The sequence below is a fragment of the Tropicimonas sp. IMCC34043 genome (assembly GCF_003390845.1).
Classification (GTDB): Bacteria; Pseudomonadota; Alphaproteobacteria; order Rhodobacterales; family Rhodobacteraceae; genus Tropicimonas.
Genome location: NZ_QMEK01000001.1, coordinates 361,601 through 379,783, shown reverse-complemented (window position 1 = coordinate 379,783; position 18,183 = coordinate 361,601). Strand labels below are relative to the sequence as shown.

The window sequence follows — 18,183 nt, the reverse complement described above, 5'->3', positions numbered from 1 at the left end:
CCAACACCATGTCCGGCATTCTGCGGCTTCACGAGGCAGACAACGTCGCCATTGCCCTGACTGCCTTGACGGCGGCGGACGACAGCATCGCCTGCGAAACGGTGCCTGCCTCGCACAAGGTCGCGCTGAGCGATATTGCCGCCGGGGCGACGGTGCGGCGCTATGGCCAGATCATCGGCCGCGCCAGCCAGCCGATTGCCGCCGGGGCGCATGTCCACAGCCACAATCTGGAAATGTCCGATCACCACGTGGCCCATGACTTTGGCAGCGCGGTCATCCCCCTGCCCGCAGCGACCACGACCCGCACATTCGACGGCTACCACCGCGCCAACGGCAGCGTCGGCACCCGCAACTATATCGGCGTCCTGACGTCGGTGAACTGCTCTGGCTCGGTCGCGCGGTTCATTGTCGAGGCCGCCGAGAAAACGGGTCTGCTGGACGCCTACCCCAACGTCGATGGCATCATGCCCATCGTCCACAGCAGCGGCTGCGGAATGTCGAACCGAGGCGAGGGGTATGACCTCCTGCTGCGGACACTGGCGGGCTATGCGCGGCATCCGAACTTCGGCGGCATCCTGCTGGTCGGTCTCGGGTGCGAGGTGCTGCAACTGGCCGAACTCGTCGGCGACGCGAAGATCACCGCCGATGGACCGCTGCAATACATGACGATCCAGCAGATGGGCGGCACAAGGCGCACCATCGAAAAGGGGCTGCAAGCACTGTCCGGACTGGCCGATCAGGCCAACCGGTGCGTCCGCGCGCCCGCACCCCTGTCGCATCTGATGCTCGGCATGCAATGTGGCGGGTCGGATGGCTATTCGGGTTTCACAGCCAACCCGGCACTTGGCGTGGCATCCGACCTGCTGGTGCAGCACGGCGGCACCTCGATCCTGTCGGAAACCTCCGAGATCTATGGCGCCGAACACCTGCTGACCTGTCGGGCAGTCAGCGACAGCGTCGGTCAGGCCCTGGTCGACAAGGTCGCCTGGTGGGAATCCTACACCGCCCGCAATGGCGCGCAGCTGGACAACAACCCCAGCCCCGGCAACAAGCGCGGCGGGTTGACGACGATCCTGGAAAAATCCCTCGGGGCCGTTTCCAAAAGCGGACAGGCGCCGCTGGCGGCGGTCTACGACTATGCGGCGCCCATCACGACACATGGCTTCGTCTTCATGGACAGCCCCGGTTATGACCCCTGTTCGGTCACCGGACAGGTCGCGTCGGGGGCCAATCTGATCGCCTTCACCACCGGCCGCGGATCGGTGTCGGGCTACAAGCCGACGCCCTGCCTGAAACTGGCGTCCAATTCAGACCTCTATGCCCGGATGGGCGAGGATATGGATATCAACTGCGGCGACATCGCCGAAGGCCGCTCGCTTGCCGAGAAGGGGGCCGAGATCTTCGAAGCCCTGATCGCGGTCGCCAGCGGTGCCCGCACCAAGAGCGAGGACCTGGGCTTCGGTGGCACGGAGTTCGTGCCCTGGCACATAGGGGCCGTGCTGTAGCCGCAGCGCTGTCGGACGTGTCGAAGCCGCCGGTGCACAAACCCGGACCAGCTATCTCGAAGAGTCCCCTCGATAGGTGGCTCTGAACGGCGCTCAGCCCGGACACCAGAATATCCCCCGCAACGGCGGCAGGGTCGCTGACTCCAAGGCGACGATAAAGTTTGAAACTTTTTCCGCCGCCGCGCGTTGAAACAGGCGACCACGATCGAAGTTGCAGGAAGCGAGTTGCTCGGACCGGGAAGGCTCCCCCCGATTTTTTTACGATTCGCAGGCCCGTCAGGTGCAGGCTTGTCAGGTCCTGTCCGGGAAACTGGGCATAGACGTTGTGCATTGGGTTGTGCATTGGGCAAGGCTCCCGCTGCGGCCGCGCGAAACGACGGGCTGGGAGAACCGGCCTGGAACCGAGGGCAGCAGGGAGCGCGAACGACCACCAGCCCGCAAGGCATTTGCGCTGAACCGCACCTGCAACGACCGCAATGAACAGGAGGCAAGATTCGAATGGCCAAATCAGCATATACAGAGATTCTGCAGGGGAAGGCCTCCGACCTCTTCGCCGTGCTTGGACCGCGCCCGGTCGAGGGTGCGCGCGTTCTGACAGCTTTCGCCCCGGGGGCCGCATCGCTGTCTGCGATGGTTGACGGCGTCCCGGTCCAGTTGAGCCAGGAACCGGACGCTCAGGGCTTTTTCACCGGACGGATCCCCGCGAACGGCCGCTATCGGTTGCACCGCACGGGCGAGGACGGAACGACCATGGACTACCGCGATCCCTACAGCTTTGGCCCGGTGCTCGGTGAGCTTGACGAATACCTGATCGGCGAAGGACGCCACGGCCAGCTGTGGCACGCGCTCGGCGCCCATGTGATGGAACACGAAGGCATCGAGGGCACGCATTTCGCGGTCTGGGCGCCGAGTGCGCAGCGGGTGTCCGTCGTCGGGGATTTCAACGCCTGGGACGGGCGGCGCGATGTCATGCGCCGTCGCGGCGCAAGCGGGGTGTGGGAGATCTTCCTGCCCGATCTGGGCGAAGGCACGATCTATAAATACGAGATCCTCGGCCCGGACGGTCAGGTTCTGCCGCTGAAGGCAGACCCTGTGGGCTTTGGCGGGCAGCACGCGCCCGAGACGGCCAGCATCGTGCGCGATATCTCGGGCTACGGCTGGCATGACGGCGCCTGGATGTCGGGCCGCGCCGCGCACAACGCCGCCTCGGCCCCGATCTCGATCTACGAGGTGCATCTGGGGTCCTGGAAACGCGACGCGACCCAGAACGGCAGGCCGATCTCCTACAAGGAGGCGGCAGAGGAACTGGTCGCCTATGTGACCGACATGGGATTTACCCATATCGAGTTCCTGCCGCTGTCCGAACATCCCTTCGACGGGTCCTGGGGGTATCAGCCGGTCGGGATGTTTGCCCCGACCGTTCGCCACGGGCCGCCGCACGAATTTCGCGACCTGATCGACGCCGCGCACCGCGCCGGGCTTGGCGTGCTTCTGGATTGGGTGCCCGCGCACTTCCCGACCGATGCTCACGGGCTTGCCCGGTTCGACGGCACGCCGCTTTATGAACATGCCGACCCGAAGGAGGGATTCCACAACGACTGGAACACCTTCATCTACAATTACGGCCGCACCGAGGTGGCGAATTTCCTTCTGGCCAACGCCCGCTTCTGGCTGTCGGAATACCATATCGACGGTCTGCGGGTGGATGCGGTCGCCTCGATGCTCTATCGCGACTATTCGCGGAAGGCGGGGGAGTGGATCCCCAACAAGGATGGCGGCCGTGAGAACTACGAGGCCATCGACCTGCTGCGCCGGATGAACATCGAGGCCTATGGCGACGACGCCTCGGTGATGACCGTGGCCGAGGAAAGCACCGCATTCCCCGGTGTCACCCGCCCGGTGCATGACGGCGGGCTCGGGTTCGGGTTCAAGTGGAACATGGGCTGGATGCACGATACGCTGGATTACATGCAGACCGATCCGCTCTATCGCAAGCAAAGCCACCACAAGATGACCTTCGGGCTGACCTATGCGTTTTCCGAGAATTTCATCCTGCCGATCAGCCACGACGAGGTGGTGCACGGCAAGGGGTCGATGCTGGGTAAGATGCCGGGCAGCCCGGACGAGAAATTCGCCAACCTGCGTGCCTATTACGGCTTCATGTGGGCGCATCCGGGCAAGAAGCTGCTGTTCATGGGGCAGGAGTTCGGCCAGTCGGCGGAATGGAACCACGCGGGCGAGCTTGACTGGGGAGCGCTGAAGGATCCGCGCCATGCCGGGCTGAAGCGGCTGGTGCGCGATCTCAACACGCTTTATCGCGGAACACCGGCGTTGCATCGCCACGACGCCTCGCCTGACGGGTTCCGTTGGGGCGACGTCGATGCCGCCAACGAATCCGTCTATTCCTTCGTGCGGATGGGCGATGCGGGCGAGCCGCCGGTCGTTATCGCCTGCAATTTAACACCGGTCGAACGCGCTGGCTGGGATATCGGGCTGCCGCAGACCGGGGAATGGGCCGAAGTGATGAACACTGACGCCGAGATTTATGGCGGTCAGGGGCGCGGCAACTTGGGCCGGATCACGGCTGAAGCGCGCGCCTGCAAGGGATTTCCCGCAGCCGCCCGGGTGATGCTGCCGCCGCTTTCGGTGGTGATGTTCCGCCCCGAGACCTGATCGCCGAGCAAAAGACGAAGGGACAATTCATGTTGCAAGAGACGAGCCGCATTTCTGCGGATCCGGAGGCTGCCGCGGCGATGGCGGTCTGGTGCGAAGAGGTGCTGAACACCGCCGAAGACAGGTTGGCCGCCGGCCGCAAGATCGCCCGGAAGCTTGGCGCCAGTGTCGAGGGCGACCGCGTGGCGTTTGGCTTCTGGACGCCGGAGTTGCAGGACTGGCGGGTGCCGGATGGCGACATTTTCCTGGAAATCCTGACCCCGCGCGAGCCGATCGACCTGACGGTCGGCAAGGTGGATATGGTCTTTGACCGGGTGTTGCTGCCCGTCGAGCGCTGCGAGGCCTTCACCTTTGCCGTGGCCCGCGGTGTGACGGCTGGTTGCCGCGAACGGATTGGCGATTTCTATGCCCTGGTCTGGCGCGACACGGAGGGCAACCTCAACCGCATCCTCGACCCCTTGGCGGCGTCGCTGCCCTATGGCGCCTTCGCCCCGGCCGAGATCTATGACGTCGCCTCGATGCACGAGGGACGCGCCGACGCCGGGTATTTCGAGGCATTGAAGGGCGACGTCCCGCACAAGTTCGCGCCGCCGACCAGCATCCTGCAGGTTCATGTGCCGACAGCGACCTCTGGCGGCACGCTTGCAAGTCTGACGCGGCAGATCGAACGGATTGCCTGGCGGGTGGCGAACGACCTGCAACTCGAACCCGACGACGAGTTGTTCATGGGCTATGACGCGGTGCAACTGCTGCCGGTCGAACCGACCACCGTCTACGAGGCAGGCCCCGCCTTCTGGACCGAGACCGGCACCGACGATGACAGCGTGTCGGCGCACCTGATGCGGCCGGACACGACGAACTGGGGCTATGACGTGGTGATCTCGGGCACCGCAACGGTGAACCCGGTGCTGCTCGAAACCGCACGCCCGGACGAATTGGTGGACCTTGCCGCGGCGCTGCACACCTTCCCGGGCCGCCCCAAGATGCTGGTGCTCGACGTGGTCTTCGGACACGCCGACAATCAGGGGCTGGACGCGCTGAACCACCATTACTTCGCCGGCCCGAACATGTATGGCCAGAACCTCGACTATCGCAGCCCCTTCGTGCGCGCGATCCTGCTGGAAATGCAGCGCCGCAAGGTCGATTTCGGCGCCGATGGGGTGCGGGTCGACGGGGCGCAGGATTTCAAATGGTGGGAACGTCAGGCCCAGGAAATGCTGCATGACGACGACTATCTGCAGGAAATGGCCGACATCGTTCAGAATGTCGCCGGCACATCCTACCGGCCGTGGTTCGTGTTCGAGGATGGCCGCCCCTGGCCCGAGGAGGACTGGGAGCTGAGTTCGAGCTATCGCGCGGTGATCGACCGGCAGCGCGACGACGACGTGTTCCAGTGGGGGCCGCTGACCTTTGCCCACAACACCCCCTTCGTCTATACCTTCTGGCTGTCCAAGTACTGGCGCATCCGCGAGATCCTCGCCCATGGCTCGAACTGGATTTCCGGCACCGCCAACCACGACACCCTGCGTCGCGGCACCCAGCTCAGCCCCAATCTCAACATCAACACCCGCCTCGGCGACACGATGATGGAGATCCTCGACAAGGCCTATGACAATTCGGCGGTCTCGATCCTGACCTATGCGATCCTGCCCGGCGTGCCAATGGACTTCCTCAACGCCACCGCCCGCGCAAGCTGGGGCTTCATCCGCAACCAGGACGACCGCTATGGGGTGAAGGTGGTGGCCGAAGAAGCGATCAGCCTGAAATGGCAGGTCGACGCCTACAGCTATTCGGTGCCCGGCTCGTTCCGCTGGCTCAAGGAGCTTGGCTTCGAGACCCGCAACGACCTTGCCCGGTTCATGGAGTTCCTGCCGGCGCTGGTCGAGGTGACCGAATACGATCTGGAAACCATCGCCACGCTGCTGAACGCGGTCGAACCGCCGCTGGCCGGGCCAAGCCCGGTCACGGTCGAGGCGCTGAAGCAGATCGCCCGCGCCTGGATGGATGACATGCACGAATACTGCAACGTCTCGCATTCGCTGTCCAAGCTTGACCCGCAACAGATCGGCGCGATGCGAAAGCTGCGCGAGTTCCGGCTTGCCAACCCCTGGCTGCGGCAGAACTTCGGCCCGGAAGATCATTTCCGCTATGCCGAACCGATCGACGGGCGCACCCTGTTCGTTGCCCATCGCAAAGGTCCCGAGGGGCAGGAGATCTTTTCGCTCTGCCACATGGAGGGGTTGCCGACCGAGGATATCGACCCGTTCGACCTTGCCCCAGAGGGGATGTCGCGGGACGGATGGCATCTGACAATGCGCAGTCCGAACATCGGCGGGGAATATACCGGCGGCCCGATCACGCTGAAGGATTCGATGGGCCTCGTCTTTACCCGCGGCATCTAGGAGGCCTCAACGGCGGCGCCCGGATCGCCCCCGAGGGACCGAAATTGGCCTCCCCGCGATGCGGGGAGGCGCAGTCCTGTCAGCCAAGCACTTCGGTCACGGCCTCGGTCAGTGCCTCGGCGATCCGGTCGGCTTCGGCGTGCGTGAGGCAAAGCGGCGGGGCGATACCGATGATGTCGCCCTGGGGCATGGCCCGCGCGATAACCCCGCGTTTCAGCATCGCCGACACGACCTTGCCGCTGACGCTGCCAGCGGGGCTGTAGAACGTGCGCGCCGCGCTGTCCTCGACCAGTTCGACGGCAATCATCAGCCCTTCGCCGCGCACGTCGCCGACATTGCCATGACCGCCAAGCGAGGTCCGCAGGCTGTCGCGCAGATAGGCCCCGATAACGCCCGCATTGGCCACCAGACCCATGTCATCGACCAGCTTGAGGTTCGCCACCCCGGCGGCGGCACTGATCGGATGCGCCGAATAGGTCCAGCCGTGACCGAGAGAGCCGTATTCGTCGGTCCCCTGCTCCAGCACCTTCCAGACCTTGTCCGAAACGATAGATCCCGACAGCGGCGCATAGGCCGAGGTCAGACCCTTGGCGATGGTGATGAAATCCGCCTCGATCCCGTAGTGATCGGACCCGAACATGCTGCCAAGACGGCCGAACCCGGTCACCACCTCGTCGGCGATCAGCAGGATGTCGTATTTCGCCAGAACCGCCTGAATCTTCTTCCAGTAACCGGCAGGCGGCGGCACCAGCCCGCCGGTGCCAAGCGCCGGTTCCCCGATGAAGGCGGCGACGGTGTCGGGTCCTTCCGCCAGGATCAGCTTTTCCAGTTCCGCGGCGCAATGGGTCGAGAAATCCTCCTCGCTCATCGCGGCATCGGTGCGGCGATAGTAATAGGGCGCCTCGGTGTGAATTACCTGGCTGAGCGGCAGGTCGAACTTCTTGTGGAACAGGTCGAGACCCGTCAGCGAGCCGGTCATCAGCCCCGAGCCGTGATAGCCGCGCCAGCGCGAGATGATCTTCTTCTTCTGCGGCAGCCCGCGCACGTTATTGTAATACCAGACAAGCTTGATGTTGGTCTCGTTCGCGTCCGATCCGCTGAGGCCGAAATAGACCTTCGACATGTTCGACGGCGCCCGGTCGAGGATCATCTTGGCAAGCGTGATCGAGGCCTCGGTGCCGTGGCCGACATAGGCGTGGTAATAGGCAAGCTCGCGCGCCTGCTTGGCGATGGCTTCCGCCACCTCCTGCCGCCCATAGCCGACATTCACGCAATAAAGCCCGGCAAAGGCGTCGAGCAGCCGGTTGCCGTCGCGGTCGGTGATGAAGACGCCTTCGCCACCGGTCACGATCCGCTGCGGGGCCTCGCCACGGGCGAATTGTGCCAGATGGGTCGACGGGTGGAAGAAGTTCTCGCGATCCCATTGGGCGAGTTGGTCATTGGTCAACATGGGCTACCTTTCTTTCAGAGTGGATAGAGCGGCCGCGCGGGCTCAGGCCCAGTCGCGGCAGACGTATTTCACGTCCGTAAAGGCACGCAGGCCCCAACGGGCGCCCTCGCGGGCAAGTCCGGATTGCTTCATGCCGCCAAAGGGCACCGGCGCGCCGGTGACCTTGGTGCGGTTGACGGCAACCATGCCGAATTGCAAGGCGCGCGTGACGCGATAGATCCGGCGCGGGTCGAGCGTGTGCACATAGGCGACCAGCCCGTATTCGGTGGCATTGGCGCGGGCGATCACCTCGTCCTCGTCATCGAACGGGGTCAGCGCCGCGACCGGGCCAAAGGTTTCCTCGTTCATGATCGCCGCATGGGGCGGCACGTCCGACAGAACGGTCGGCCGATAGAACAACGGCCCCTGCGGATCCCGTTCGCCCCCCGTCAACAGCTTGGCGCCGCAGGCGAGCGCGTCCGAGACATGCGCCTCCTGCTTGCGCACAGATTTTTCGTTCATCAGCGGGCCAAGATCGCAATCCTGCATCCCGGGGCCAAGCGTCAGCTTGCGCACGCGTTCGGTGAAGAGCGCGCAGAAGGCGTTGTAGATCGGCCGCTCGATCAGAAAGCGGTTGGCGCCAAGGCAGTCCTGCCCGGTGGTGGCGAACTTGGCCTTGATCGCCTCGTCCACCGCCTGCGTCAGGTCGGCGTCGGCAAAGACGATGAAGGGCGCGTGGCCGCCAAGTTCCAGCACAAGGCGCTTCACCGTCTCGGCAGAGTCGCGATACAGCAGCTTGCCGATCTCGGTCGAGCCGGTGAAGGACAGCGCCCGCACCCGGGTGTCGGCGGTCCAGGCGCCGACGATCTCGGGCGCGTCGCCGGTCACGACATTGAAGACGCCGGCGGGAAACCCGGCCTCCTCGGCCAGCACGGCGAGCGCGAGCGCTGACAGCGGCGTTTCGCCCGAGGGGTGGATGACGACCGTGCAGCCGGCCGCGAGGGCTGCGGCGGCCTTGCGGGTGATCATGGCGGCGGGAAAATTCCACGGTGTGATCAGGGCGGCCACCCCGACAGGCTCGCGCCAGACCTCGACCTCGGCATCCGCAAGGTGCGAGGTGACGCCTTCGATGTCGGGCCGCTTTGCTTCTTCGGCATAGTATTCGATGAAGGACGCGGCATAGTCGATCTCGCCAAGCGCCTCGGACAGGGGCTTGCCCTGCTCGGCGGTCAGGATCCGCGCCAGCGCCTCGCGGTTCGCCTGCACCAGATCGAACCAGCGGCGCAGGATCGTCGACCGCTCTTGCGGCAGCCGGATCGCCCAGCCGTGAAAGGCGGCATCGGCCGCATCGACGGCGGCGCGCGCCTGCGCTGCATCGAGCTTTGCCACGTCGGCGATCTTGTCGCCGGTGGCAGGGTCGGTCACTGCAAAGCGCGCGTTCCCGGCCAGCCACCGGCCGTTGATGAAGGCGTCGCTGCGCATCAGCGTCTGTTCGGGCGTCTGCTGTTCGGATGTCTGCGGTGCATAGGTGTTCATGGCGTCCCCCACGGTGCTTGCGGGGACTATGCCGTCCTCCTGGCAGGCAGATCGTCTGGACTTGGCGCCCTGAGAGAGAGACTCTCTTTTATTGGCCCCGAATACAGAGGATTACTCGCCCTGCCCCAGAAGCCGTTCGATCGGCAGCGGCACGCGCTTCACTTCCTTGGTGACGATATAGGAAAAATAGCGCTTGAGGCCGATCCGTGCCGACAGCAGCGCGTCGATCAGCGCCTGATAGCTGCCGACATCCCGGGTCACGATCTGCAGCAGATAGTCGAACCCGCCGCCAATCGCCCAGCAGGAAATGATCTCGTCGTGCAGCGCGACCGCACGTTCGAAGGTCTGGAAATTCTCGGCCTTGTGGCTTTCGAGTTCCACCGTGACAAAGACGACGACATGCGGGCCGAGCTTTTCGATGGCGATATCCGCGTGATAGCTGCGGATCAGCCCCGAGGATTCGAGCTTGCGCAGCCGCTCCCAGCACGGCGTCGCGGACAGGTTGACCCTCTTCGCAAGCTCGGTCTTCGACATCCGTCCCTCCCGGCTGAGGGCAGACAAGATTGCAATATCGCGCGAGTCGAGTGGAAATTGTGCCATGACAAGTAACATTTGGGTGGGGACAAGACTTGTCAATTGTCTTGATCTTGTCAGACTGACCTGATGTCCCTTTGGCCCCCCGATCCATCCACGCTGACCCGCCCCGCCTATCGCTCGCTGGCGCAGCAACTGACTGCCGCAATCGAGGCCGGAGAGCTGCCGCCCGGCACGCGGCTGCCGACGCAGCGCGACCTCGCCGACAGCCTTGGCCTGTCGCTGCAGACGGTCGGGCGGGCCTATGATGCGCTGATCCGTTCGAACCTGATCGCGGGCCATGTCGGCCGGGGAACCTTTGTCACCGCGCGCGCGGCCGAGGGCAGTTCGATCCCCTTCCAGCGACTGGAACGCGGGGCGGATGTCATCGATTGTTCGATGCTGACGCCGGTCATGGACGACCTGCACCGCGAGGCGATGCGCGAGGCGATGGTTGCCGTCGCGGGCCGGCTTTCGCCCGATGCGCTGTTCTCGTTCCGCGCCCGGCAATCGGTCAGCCTGCACACCCGGGCGACGCTCGACTGGCTGCAACGGTGCGGCATCCGCACCAATGCCGACCGGGTCGTCACCACCAACGGCTGCACCGCTGCCATCACGCTCGCCCTGATCTCGGTCGCGGCGCCGGGCGATCTGATCCTGTGCGACGAGATGAGCCACCACATGCTCGGCTCGACCGCGAGGTATCTGGGTCTGCGCCTTGGAACAGTGGCAAGCGACAACGAGGCGATGGATCCCGGCGCGCTGGCAAAAGCCTGCGAGACGTCTGAACCCAAAGCACTTTTTCTGATGCCCTCGGGCGCTCACCCGGAAACCCGGGTGATGGATCTGAACCGCCGCAGCGAGATCTGCCGGATCGCCCGCAAGTTCGATCTGAAGATCATCGAAAACGATGCCTGGGGCCCGCTGGAACAGGGACGCCCCTCGCCGCTGGCAGCACTCGCGCCCGATCTGGTGTTCTACATCACCGGGCTGACCAAATGCCTGATGCCGGGGATGCGCGTCGGCTGGCTGGTGGTGCCGGACCGGTCGATCCACGCGGTCACGTCCCGCAATCTGGCGCTGCAATGGATGGCGACGACGCTGATGTCGGAACTGGCAGCGCACTGGATCAGCGAGGGCACGGCCGAACGGCTGTTGCAATGGCAGCGGCAGGCGCTGGCGCGCCGCAACCGGATCGCCCGCAAGGTCTTCGACGGGCTCCCGATCCGCAGCAATCCACGCGGGCTGCATGTCTGGCTGCCGCTCGATCGCGCGTGGGAGGCGGACGCCTTCGTGATGCGGGCGCGCCAGGACGGCATCGCCACCGCCTCTGGCCGGGCCTTCGCGATGGGCGAGCGATATGCAAACGGCGTGCGAATCTGTCTGGGCGCGCCAAGCGAACACGACCTCAATCGCGCCCTCGTCCAGTTGCGCCGACTCGCCGAAAGCCCGGCCGAACCGTCCTACTTCGCGATTTGACCGCCGCTGCGGCGCCCGCTGCAGCGCCGATGCCGCGTCCCTATGCGCACCTGACCGCAATTTGTGCGGGAAGTTGACACAAATTGTTATGATTTAATTCTCCATTTGACATGATTTGCCAAGCCAAACATGCTTGGCGGCGAGAGACGCCCCCGGCTGCGCCCGCGTCTTGCGGGCGCCCGGAATGAACACTGGTCTGCCGGCTCAAGGCTGGCACGTCTGGCCAAGGGCGCATGCGCCCGCCGGGACGCGGACTGGGCACAGATACACGCGAGAGCGGCTGAAGCCGCCGACCGGGGGCAACCTCGACCAACCCAACAAGGAGACAAGAATGACGATGAACCGAGCAAAGTTCCTTGCCACCACGGCACTGGCTGTTCTGGGTGTGACGGCAGGTGCGGCGCATGCCGATACCTGGCGCTATGCCTTCGAGGAATCCCTCAACGAGGTTCAGGGCGTCTACGCCCAGAAGTTCAAGGAATACATCGAAGAGAACTCGGACCACGAGATCCAGCTGTTCCCCTATGGCACGCTCGGCGAATCCGCGGACATCATGGAACAGGCGCAGGCCGGGATCCTGCAGTTCGTCGACCAGTCGCCAGGGTTCACCGGCGCGCTGATCCCCGAGGCGCAGGTGTTCTTCGTGCCCTACATGCTGCCGCAGAAATCCGACGAGCTGTTCGAATTCTTCCGCACCTCGGTCGCCATCAACGAGATGTTCCCCGAGCTTTATGCCGAACAGGGTCTCGAGCTTCTGACCATGTTCCCCGAAGGCGAGGTGGCCATGACCACCAAGCAGCCGGTGACCGGCCCCGCGGATCTCGACGAGGTGAAATTCCGCGTCATGACCAACCCGCTGCTGGTCGAAAGCTACAAGGCGTTTGGCGCGACACCGACGCCGCTGCCTTGGGGCGAGGTCTATGGCGGGCTGCAGACCAACATCATCCAGGGCCAGGAAAACCCGGTGTTCTTCATCGAGTCGACCAAGATGTACGAGGTGACCGACTACATCACCTTCGCCGGCCACAACAACTTCACCACCGCCGTCATGGCGAACCAGAAGTTCTACAAGGGCCTCGGCGACGACGACAAGAAGCTGGTTCAGGACGCGACGGATGCCGCATTCGAGTACATCCTGAACTATCAGAGCGGTCTTCAGGAAGAGAGCCTGAAGAAGATCATGGACGCCAAGCCGTCGATGACCGTCACGGTGCTGACCGACGAACAGCGCGCGCCGTTCAAGGCCGCTGCCGGCGAGGTCGAGGCCGCGTTCATCGAGATGACGGGCGACAGCGGCAAGAAGATCCTCGACCAGATGAAGGCCGACATCGACTCCGTCTCGAACGGCAGCTGACCTTCTCCATCGCAGGTCCGTCCGCGCCAGATGCGCGGGCGGCCACCCCACCCGCGCCGATCCTTGCATCTCCAGATCAGGAAAGACCCGCGTGACAGATCGCACAGAATCCGAGATCCAGACACAGACCGCAGCGACAGGCACGGCTGAGCCGCCCGCCGATACCTATGTCTCCAGCCTGCCCGGCATCCTTGGCGTGATCGATTCAACGATCGCGCGGGTCGAGGCGGTGCTGCTGGCAAGCGGCGTGCTGCTGATGGCGGCGAACACCATCGCCAATGTCGTCGGCCGCTTCGTGTTTCAGTCGAGCCTGTTTTTCACCGAAGAGGTGAACCGGATCCTGATCATCCTGATCACATTCGCCGGGATTTCCTATGCCGCCCGCCAAGGGCGACACATCCGCATGTCGGCGATCTATGACGAGTTGACCCCGCACCTGCGCAAGGCGCTGATGATCCTGATTTCGGTGGTCACGGCCGTGTTCATGTTCGGGCTCGCCTGGTACTCGCTGCAATACATCCTGACCCTGCAATCCCACGGCAAGGTATTGCCCTCGCTCGGGATCAAGCAGTGGATCATCTATGTCTGGGCGCCCATCGGGTTTCTCATGACCGGGCTGCAATACGCGCTCACGGCCATCAAGAACGTCATGGAGAAGGACATCTACCTCTCCACCAACGTGCTTGACGGCTATGAAAGCGACGAGTTCGAGGTCTGATCCATGGCACCTGCAATCTTTTCCATCATGATCGTCCTGCTGTTGCTGGGCTTTCCCATGATGGTCCCGCTGATCGTCGGCTCCTTCGTCGGATTTCTTTCGCTCTTCGGCGGCTTCGATCAGATGGAGACCATGATCCAGCAGATCATGGCCGGGATCCGCCCGACATCGCTGATCGCGGTGCCGCTGTTTATCTTTGCCGCCGACATCATGACCCGCGGCCAGTCGGCCAACCGGCTGATCGACATGGTGATGTCCTTTGTCGGCCACCTGCGTGGCGGGCTTGCCATCACCACGGCGGCGGCCTGCACCATGTTCGGCGCAGTCTCGGGATCGACCCAGGCGACGGTCGTTGCCATCGGCGGGCCGCTGCGGCCGCGGATGCTGAAGGCCGGCTATAACGACAACTTCGTGCTGGCGCTGATCGTGAATGCCTCGGACATCGCCTTCCTGATCCCGCCGTCGATCGGCATGATCATCTATGGCGTCGTCTCGGGCACCTCGATTTCCGAGCTGTTCATCGCCGGCGTCGGACCCGGGCTGCTGATCCTGGTTCTGTTCAGCATCTATTCCTACATCTATGCGCTGCGGAAAAACGTGCCGACCGAACCGAAGGCGACCTGGCGCGAACGCGGGCGCGCCGTGCGCGGCGCGATCTGGCCCTTGGGGTTTCCCGCGATCATCATCGGCGGCATCTATGGCGGCGTCTTCTCGCCCACCGAAGCGGCGGCGGCCTGCGTGCTCTACGCGCTGTTTCTCGAAACCATAGTGTTTCGCGAGATGAATTTTCAGGGCGTCTGGGACACGGCGAAATCGACCGGCCTGATCACCGCCGTGGTGTTCATCCTTGTCGGCGCCGGGTCGGCGTTTTCCTGGGTCATCTCCTTCGCACAGATCCCGCAGCACATCCTCGGCTCCATCGGCATCGACCAGATGGGGGCAATCGGCGTGCTGTTCGTGATCTCGATCGCCTTCTTCATCGGCTGCATGTTCGTCGATCCGATCGTGGTCATCCTGGTGCTGGTGCCGATCTTTTCGCCGGTGGTCAATTCGGTCGGCCTCGACCCGGTTCTGGTCGGCACGATCATCACGCTGCAGGTGGCCATCGGGTCGGCAACACCACCGTTCGGTTGCGATATCTTCACGGCCATCGCGGTGTTCAAGCGGCCCTATATCGAGGTGATCAAGGGAACGCCGCCCTTCATCCTGATCCTGCTCAGCGTGTCCGTGGCGCTGATCTTCTTCCCCGGGATCGCCCTGTTCCTGCGGGATCTGGCATTCGCGAAATAAGGAGCAGGGACAATGTTCAAGCGGATACTCGTACCCTTCGACGGATCGAAGGGCAGTGAAAAGGCGCTGTGGAAGGCCATCGAGCTGGCAAAGCTCTGCGATGCCGACCTGGCGATCCTGACCGTCTATCGGCATCATTCGATGCTCGAGGCCTCGTTCTCGATGGTACGGCCGAGCGATCCCGGCAACATGGACGACATCATGCGCGGCCATGCCCGCGACGTGGCCGAATTCGCCAAGCAGCAGGCGCTCGATTCCAACGTTTCCAAGGTCCGGGCCTATGTGAAGGCCGGCTATGCCTCGCGCACGATCACCGGTTTTGCCAAGGAACACGACTATGATCTGATCATCATGGGCAAGCGCGGGCTGGGCTCGATCGAGGGCTATCTGGTCGGCAGCGTCGCCCACAAGGTGCCGGGCACCACCGAGTGCACCGTGATGCTGGTCTGAGGCCATGATGCACGCCGAAACTTCCGGACAGATCACCGTGGCAGATCGTCAGCCACGGCTTTTGCCGCCCGAGGCGGTGACGCGGATCGGGCTGATCGCGCTATCGACCGATCTGACCATCGAGGGCGACGCGCGCCGTCTGCTTCCGGTCGAGGCGGCGCTGCATGTCACCCGGGTCGAATACGCCAACCCGACCACGCCCGAAAACCTGGCGCGGATGCAGCCGCGGCTGGCCGCCGCCGCCGGGCTGCTGGCGCACAGCGGGCCGTTCTCGGCGATGGGGTTCGGCTGTACCGCAGCCTCGGCCGTGATCGGGGACAAAGTCGTCGCCGACGCAGTTGCCAGTGCAGGCGTTACCTGCCCGGTGATGACCCCGACCCTTGCGGCACGCGGCGCGCTGGCAGACATGGGGCTGACCCGCATCGCGCTGCTGACCCCCTATCTGCCGCAGACGACGGAACCCATGGTGGCCTATTTCGCGGACTTCGGGATCGACGTGATCAAGGCTCATTGCCTCGGCTTTTCGGACGACCGCGACATGGCGCGGATCGCCCCCGACGAGGTCATCGCGGCTGCGCTTGCCACCGACCATCCGCAGGCCGAGGCGCTGTTTCTGTCCTGCACCGCGCTGCCGGCCGTACCGCTGGTGGAACGGATCGAGGCGGCTTTGGGCAAACCTGTCCTCTGCTCGAACCAGGTTCTGTTCCGGTCGCTACTGCTCCAGGCGGGGCTGCCGATGCCGCGCGGCTTTGGCCGGGTCTTTGACGTAAAGGGGACAGCATGAGCGTCGATGTGACCGAGATCGAAGCCGCCCGCGCGCGCATCCGCGACGTCATCCGGCGGACCGAGTGCGACCTGTCAGATGCTCTGACCGACATCGCGGGCGCCCCGGTCTGGCTGAAGCTCGAACATCGCCAGCACACCGGCGCCTTCAAGCTGCGGGGGGCGTCGAATGCGGTCGCCCAGCTTGGCGCGCAAGGGCGCAAGGCCGGTGTCACCGCTGCCTCGACCGGCAATCACGGGCGGGCACTCGCCTATGCCGCCCGCCGCGCTGGCGTACCTTGTGTCATCTGCATGTCGCGGCTGGTGCCCGGCAACAAGATCGCGGCCATCGAGGCGCTCGGCGCCGAGGCACGGATCATCGGCAACAGCCAGGACGACGCCGAGATCGAAGCCCTGCGGCTGGTCGAGGAGCGGGGCATGGAGATGGTGCCGCCCTTCGATGACCCGCGCATCATCGCCGGTCAGGGCACGCTGGGGCTGGAAATGGCCGAGGATGTGCCGGACGCAGCCTGTGTGGCCGTGCCGCTGTCGGGCGGCGGTTTGATCGCCGGGGTTGCTGCGGCGATGAAGGCGCGTTGCCCGGGCCTGCGGGTCATCGGCATCTCGATGGCACGCGGCGCCGCGATGCAGGCAAGCCTGCAGGCGGGCCGGCCGGTGCAGGTGACCGAGCTTCCCAGCCTTGCGGATTCGCTCGGCGGCGGCATCGGGCTGCAGAACCGGCACAGCTTTGCCATGGTCCGCGATCTGGTGGACGAGGTGATCGTGCTGTCGGAACCCGAGATCGCCGCCGGTATCCGGCATTGCTATCACGCGGAACGCGAGATCGTCGAAGGCGCCGCCGCCGTGGGCGTCGCGGCCCTGCTGGCGGGAAAGCTGCGCGTGACGGGGCCGCTGGTTCTGCCGCTCACCGGGCGCAACATCGACATGGATCTGCACCGCCGCATCGTCAACGGCGAAGACGTGGACCTGATGGCAGAGGAGGCCGCCTGATGCCGCGTATCCTGCTGCTGACCGAGGCCGATCTGCGCGCCGTGGTCTCGCTCGACCGCGACAGCATTGCCTGCATCGAGGATGCCTTTGGCGCACTTGCCGACGGTGGCGTCGTCATGCCGCCGATCCTGTCGATGGCGATCGCGGCCCACCATGGCGAGGTCGACGTGAAGACGGCCTTTGTGCCCGGCCTCGACGGTTTCGCGATCAAGATCTCGCCCGGTTTCTTCGACAATCCGAAAATCGGCCTGCCCTCGACCTCGGGCCTGATGATCCTGTTCTCTGCCCGGACCGGACAGACCCAGGCGCTGCTTCTCGACAACGGCTATTTGACCGATGTGCGCACCGCGGCCGCAGGCGCCGTGGCCGCGCGCCATCTGGCGCGCCGCGATGCGCGGCGGGCCTGCATCCTTGGCACCGGCGTGCAGGCGCGATTGCAGTTGACGGCGCTGTCGCTGGTTCGCACGTTGGAGAGTGCCTGCATCTGGGGCCGCGATGCCGACAAGGCCGCGGCGCTGGCAGCCGGGCTTTCCGAAAGCCTCGGCATCCCGGTCACGGCCGAACCCGACGCCGAGACGGCCGTGCGCGGCGCCGATGTGATCGTCACAACCACGCCCGCCACCCGGCCCATCCTGCAGGCCGACTGGCTGCAGCCCGGCCAGCATGTCACCGCCATGGGATCGGACCAGCATGGCAAGGGAGAGCTGGCGCCTGCCTGCATCGCTCGCGCCGACCTCTACGTCCCCGACCGTCTCAGCCAGACCCGCAACCTTGGCGAGTTGCAGAACGCCATTGCCGCCGGTCTTGTCGCGCCGGATGCCGCCTTTCCCGAACTGGGCGAGGTGGTGCGCGGCACAGCCCCCGGACGCGGATCGGACAGCCAGATCACGATTGCCGATCTGACCGGCACCGGCATTCAGGACACCGCCATCGCAACCCTGGCCTTCGCCCGCGCCGAACGCGCCGGCGCCGGCACCCCGTTCGACAGCTGAAGAGGCCCC

The 18,183-nt window shown here is 64.7% G+C and carries 14 protein-coding genes; 11 read left to right on the top strand and 3 right to left on the bottom strand.

From position 1 onward, the window contains the following. The first annotated feature begins 8 nt into the window (after positions 1–8). From DQG17_RS01705 to gghA, 3 genes are all read left to right on the top strand, one after another. Entirely contained in the window at positions 9–1,505 is a 1,497-nt protein-coding gene (locus tag DQG17_RS01705) for a UxaA family hydrolase (RefSeq protein ID WP_116132530.1), read from the top strand. 498 nt (positions 1,506–2,003) lie between these two features. Beyond that, the gene (glgB, locus tag DQG17_RS01700; RefSeq protein WP_116131022.1) at positions 2,004–4,178 is read left to right on the top strand and encodes a 1,4-alpha-glucan branching protein GlgB; all 2,175 of its coding nucleotides are present in this window, start codon (positions 2,004–2,006) and stop codon (positions 4,176–4,178) included. Positions 4,179–4,207: 29 nt separating this feature from the next. After that, complete coding sequence (gene gghA / locus DQG17_RS01695; RefSeq protein ID WP_232829287.1) at positions 4,208–6,580, top strand: glucosylglycerol hydrolase; 2,373 nt, start codon at positions 4,208–4,210, stop codon at positions 6,578–6,580. Between the two features lie 79 nt (positions 6,581–6,659). Here the strand turns inward: gghA and DQG17_RS01690 are convergent, their stop codons facing one another. The 3 genes from DQG17_RS01690 to DQG17_RS01680 all read right to left on the bottom strand — a co-directional run bounded on the left by DQG17_RS01690 (position 6,660) and on the right by DQG17_RS01680 (position 10,145). After that, on the bottom strand, positions 6,660–8,030 hold the full coding sequence (locus DQG17_RS01690) for an aspartate aminotransferase family protein (RefSeq protein WP_116131021.1): 1,371 nt from the start codon (positions 8,028–8,030) through the stop codon (positions 6,660–6,662). A 42-nt stretch (positions 8,031–8,072) separates the two neighbouring features. Next, entirely contained in the window at positions 8,073–9,545 is a 1,473-nt protein-coding gene (locus tag DQG17_RS01685; protein ID WP_116131020.1) for an NAD-dependent succinate-semialdehyde dehydrogenase, read from the bottom strand. A 111-nt stretch (positions 9,546–9,656) separates the two neighbouring features. After that, a complete protein-coding gene (locus tag DQG17_RS01680; RefSeq protein ID WP_116131019.1) occupies positions 9,657–10,145 on the bottom strand; it encodes an Lrp/AsnC family transcriptional regulator in 489 nt (162 codons plus the stop codon). A gap of 63 nt (positions 10,146–10,208) precedes the next feature. Between DQG17_RS01680 and DQG17_RS01675 the strand changes: the two genes are divergently transcribed. The 8 genes from DQG17_RS01675 to eutC all read left to right on the top strand — a co-directional run bounded on the left by DQG17_RS01675 (position 10,209) and on the right by eutC (position 18,174). Beyond that, positions 10,209–11,597 (top strand): PLP-dependent aminotransferase family protein, encoded by a 1,389-nt coding sequence (locus DQG17_RS01675; protein ID WP_116131018.1) that lies wholly within the window; start codon positions 10,209–10,211, stop codon positions 11,595–11,597. 337 nt (positions 11,598–11,934) lie between these two features. Continuing rightward, positions 11,935–12,951 (top strand): TRAP transporter substrate-binding protein DctP, encoded by a 1,017-nt coding sequence (gene dctP, locus DQG17_RS01670; RefSeq protein WP_198666064.1) that lies wholly within the window; start codon positions 11,935–11,937, stop codon positions 12,949–12,951. A gap of 91 nt (positions 12,952–13,042) precedes the next feature. Further along, the gene (locus DQG17_RS01665; RefSeq protein ID WP_198666006.1) at positions 13,043–13,669 is read left to right on the top strand and encodes a TRAP transporter small permease; all 627 of its coding nucleotides are present in this window, start codon (positions 13,043–13,045) and stop codon (positions 13,667–13,669) included. A 3-nt stretch (positions 13,670–13,672) separates the two neighbouring features. After that, the gene (locus tag DQG17_RS01660; RefSeq protein ID WP_116131016.1) at positions 13,673–14,959 is read left to right on the top strand and encodes a TRAP transporter large permease; all 1,287 of its coding nucleotides are present in this window, start codon (positions 13,673–13,675) and stop codon (positions 14,957–14,959) included. A gap of 12 nt (positions 14,960–14,971) precedes the next feature. After that, positions 14,972–15,409 (top strand): universal stress protein, encoded by a 438-nt coding sequence (locus DQG17_RS01655; RefSeq protein WP_116131015.1) that lies wholly within the window; start codon positions 14,972–14,974, stop codon positions 15,407–15,409. Positions 15,410–15,446: 37 nt separating this feature from the next. Beyond that, entirely contained in the window at positions 15,447–16,193 is a 747-nt protein-coding gene (locus DQG17_RS01650) for an ectoine utilization protein EutA (RefSeq protein WP_157973482.1), read from the top strand. Continuing rightward, positions 16,190–17,182: a hydroxyectoine utilization dehydratase EutB gene (gene eutB / locus DQG17_RS01645; protein WP_116131013.1), complete on the top strand. Its 993-nt coding sequence runs from the start codon at positions 16,190–16,192 to the stop codon at positions 17,180–17,182. Before DQG17_RS01650 ends, eutB begins: the two co-directional genes overlap by 4 nt. Continuing rightward, positions 17,182–18,174 carry an ectoine utilization protein EutC gene (gene eutC, locus DQG17_RS01640; protein WP_116131012.1) on the top strand — a complete coding sequence of 331 codons (993 nt, stop codon included), beginning with the start codon at positions 17,182–17,184 and terminating at the stop codon, positions 18,172–18,174. The genes eutB and eutC overlap by 1 nt, the downstream gene beginning before the upstream one ends. The last annotated feature ends 9 nt before the right edge of the window (positions 18,175–18,183 follow it).

Excerpts from the sequence above, each read along its gene's own strand:
- DQG17_RS01655 (WP_116131015.1), top strand. The coding sequence starts at position 14,972 with ATGTTCAAGCGGATACTCGTACCCTTCGACGGATCGAAGGGCAGTGAA.
- DQG17_RS01675 (WP_116131018.1), top strand. The coding sequence starts at position 10,209 with ATGTCCCTTTGGCCCCCCGATCCATCCACGCTGACCCGCCCCGCCTAT.
- DQG17_RS01685 (WP_116131020.1), bottom strand. The coding sequence starts at position 9,545 with ATGAACACCTATGCACCGCAGACATCCGAACAGCAGACGCCCGAACAG.
- gghA (WP_232829287.1), top strand. The coding sequence starts at position 4,208 with ATGTTGCAAGAGACGAGCCGCATTTCTGCGGATCCGGAGGCTGCCGCG.
- dctP (WP_198666064.1), top strand. The coding sequence starts at position 11,935 with ATGAACCGAGCAAAGTTCCTTGCCACCACGGCACTGGCTGTTCTGGGT.
- glgB (WP_116131022.1), top strand. The coding sequence starts at position 2,004 with ATGGCCAAATCAGCATATACAGAGATTCTGCAGGGGAAGGCCTCCGAC.
- DQG17_RS01680 (WP_116131019.1), bottom strand. The coding sequence starts at position 10,145 with ATGGCACAATTTCCACTCGACTCGCGCGATATTGCAATCTTGTCTGCC.
- eutB (WP_116131013.1), top strand. The coding sequence starts at position 16,190 with ATGAGCGTCGATGTGACCGAGATCGAAGCCGCCCGCGCGCGCATCCGC.
- eutC (WP_116131012.1), top strand. The coding sequence starts at position 17,182 with ATGCCGCGTATCCTGCTGCTGACCGAGGCCGATCTGCGCGCCGTGGTC.
- DQG17_RS01690 (WP_116131021.1), bottom strand. The coding sequence starts at position 8,030 with ATGTTGACCAATGACCAACTCGCCCAATGGGATCGCGAGAACTTCTTC.
- DQG17_RS01705 (WP_116132530.1), top strand. The coding sequence starts at position 9 with ATGTCCGGCATTCTGCGGCTTCACGAGGCAGACAACGTCGCCATTGCC.
- DQG17_RS01660 (WP_116131016.1), top strand. The coding sequence starts at position 13,673 with ATGGCACCTGCAATCTTTTCCATCATGATCGTCCTGCTGTTGCTGGGC.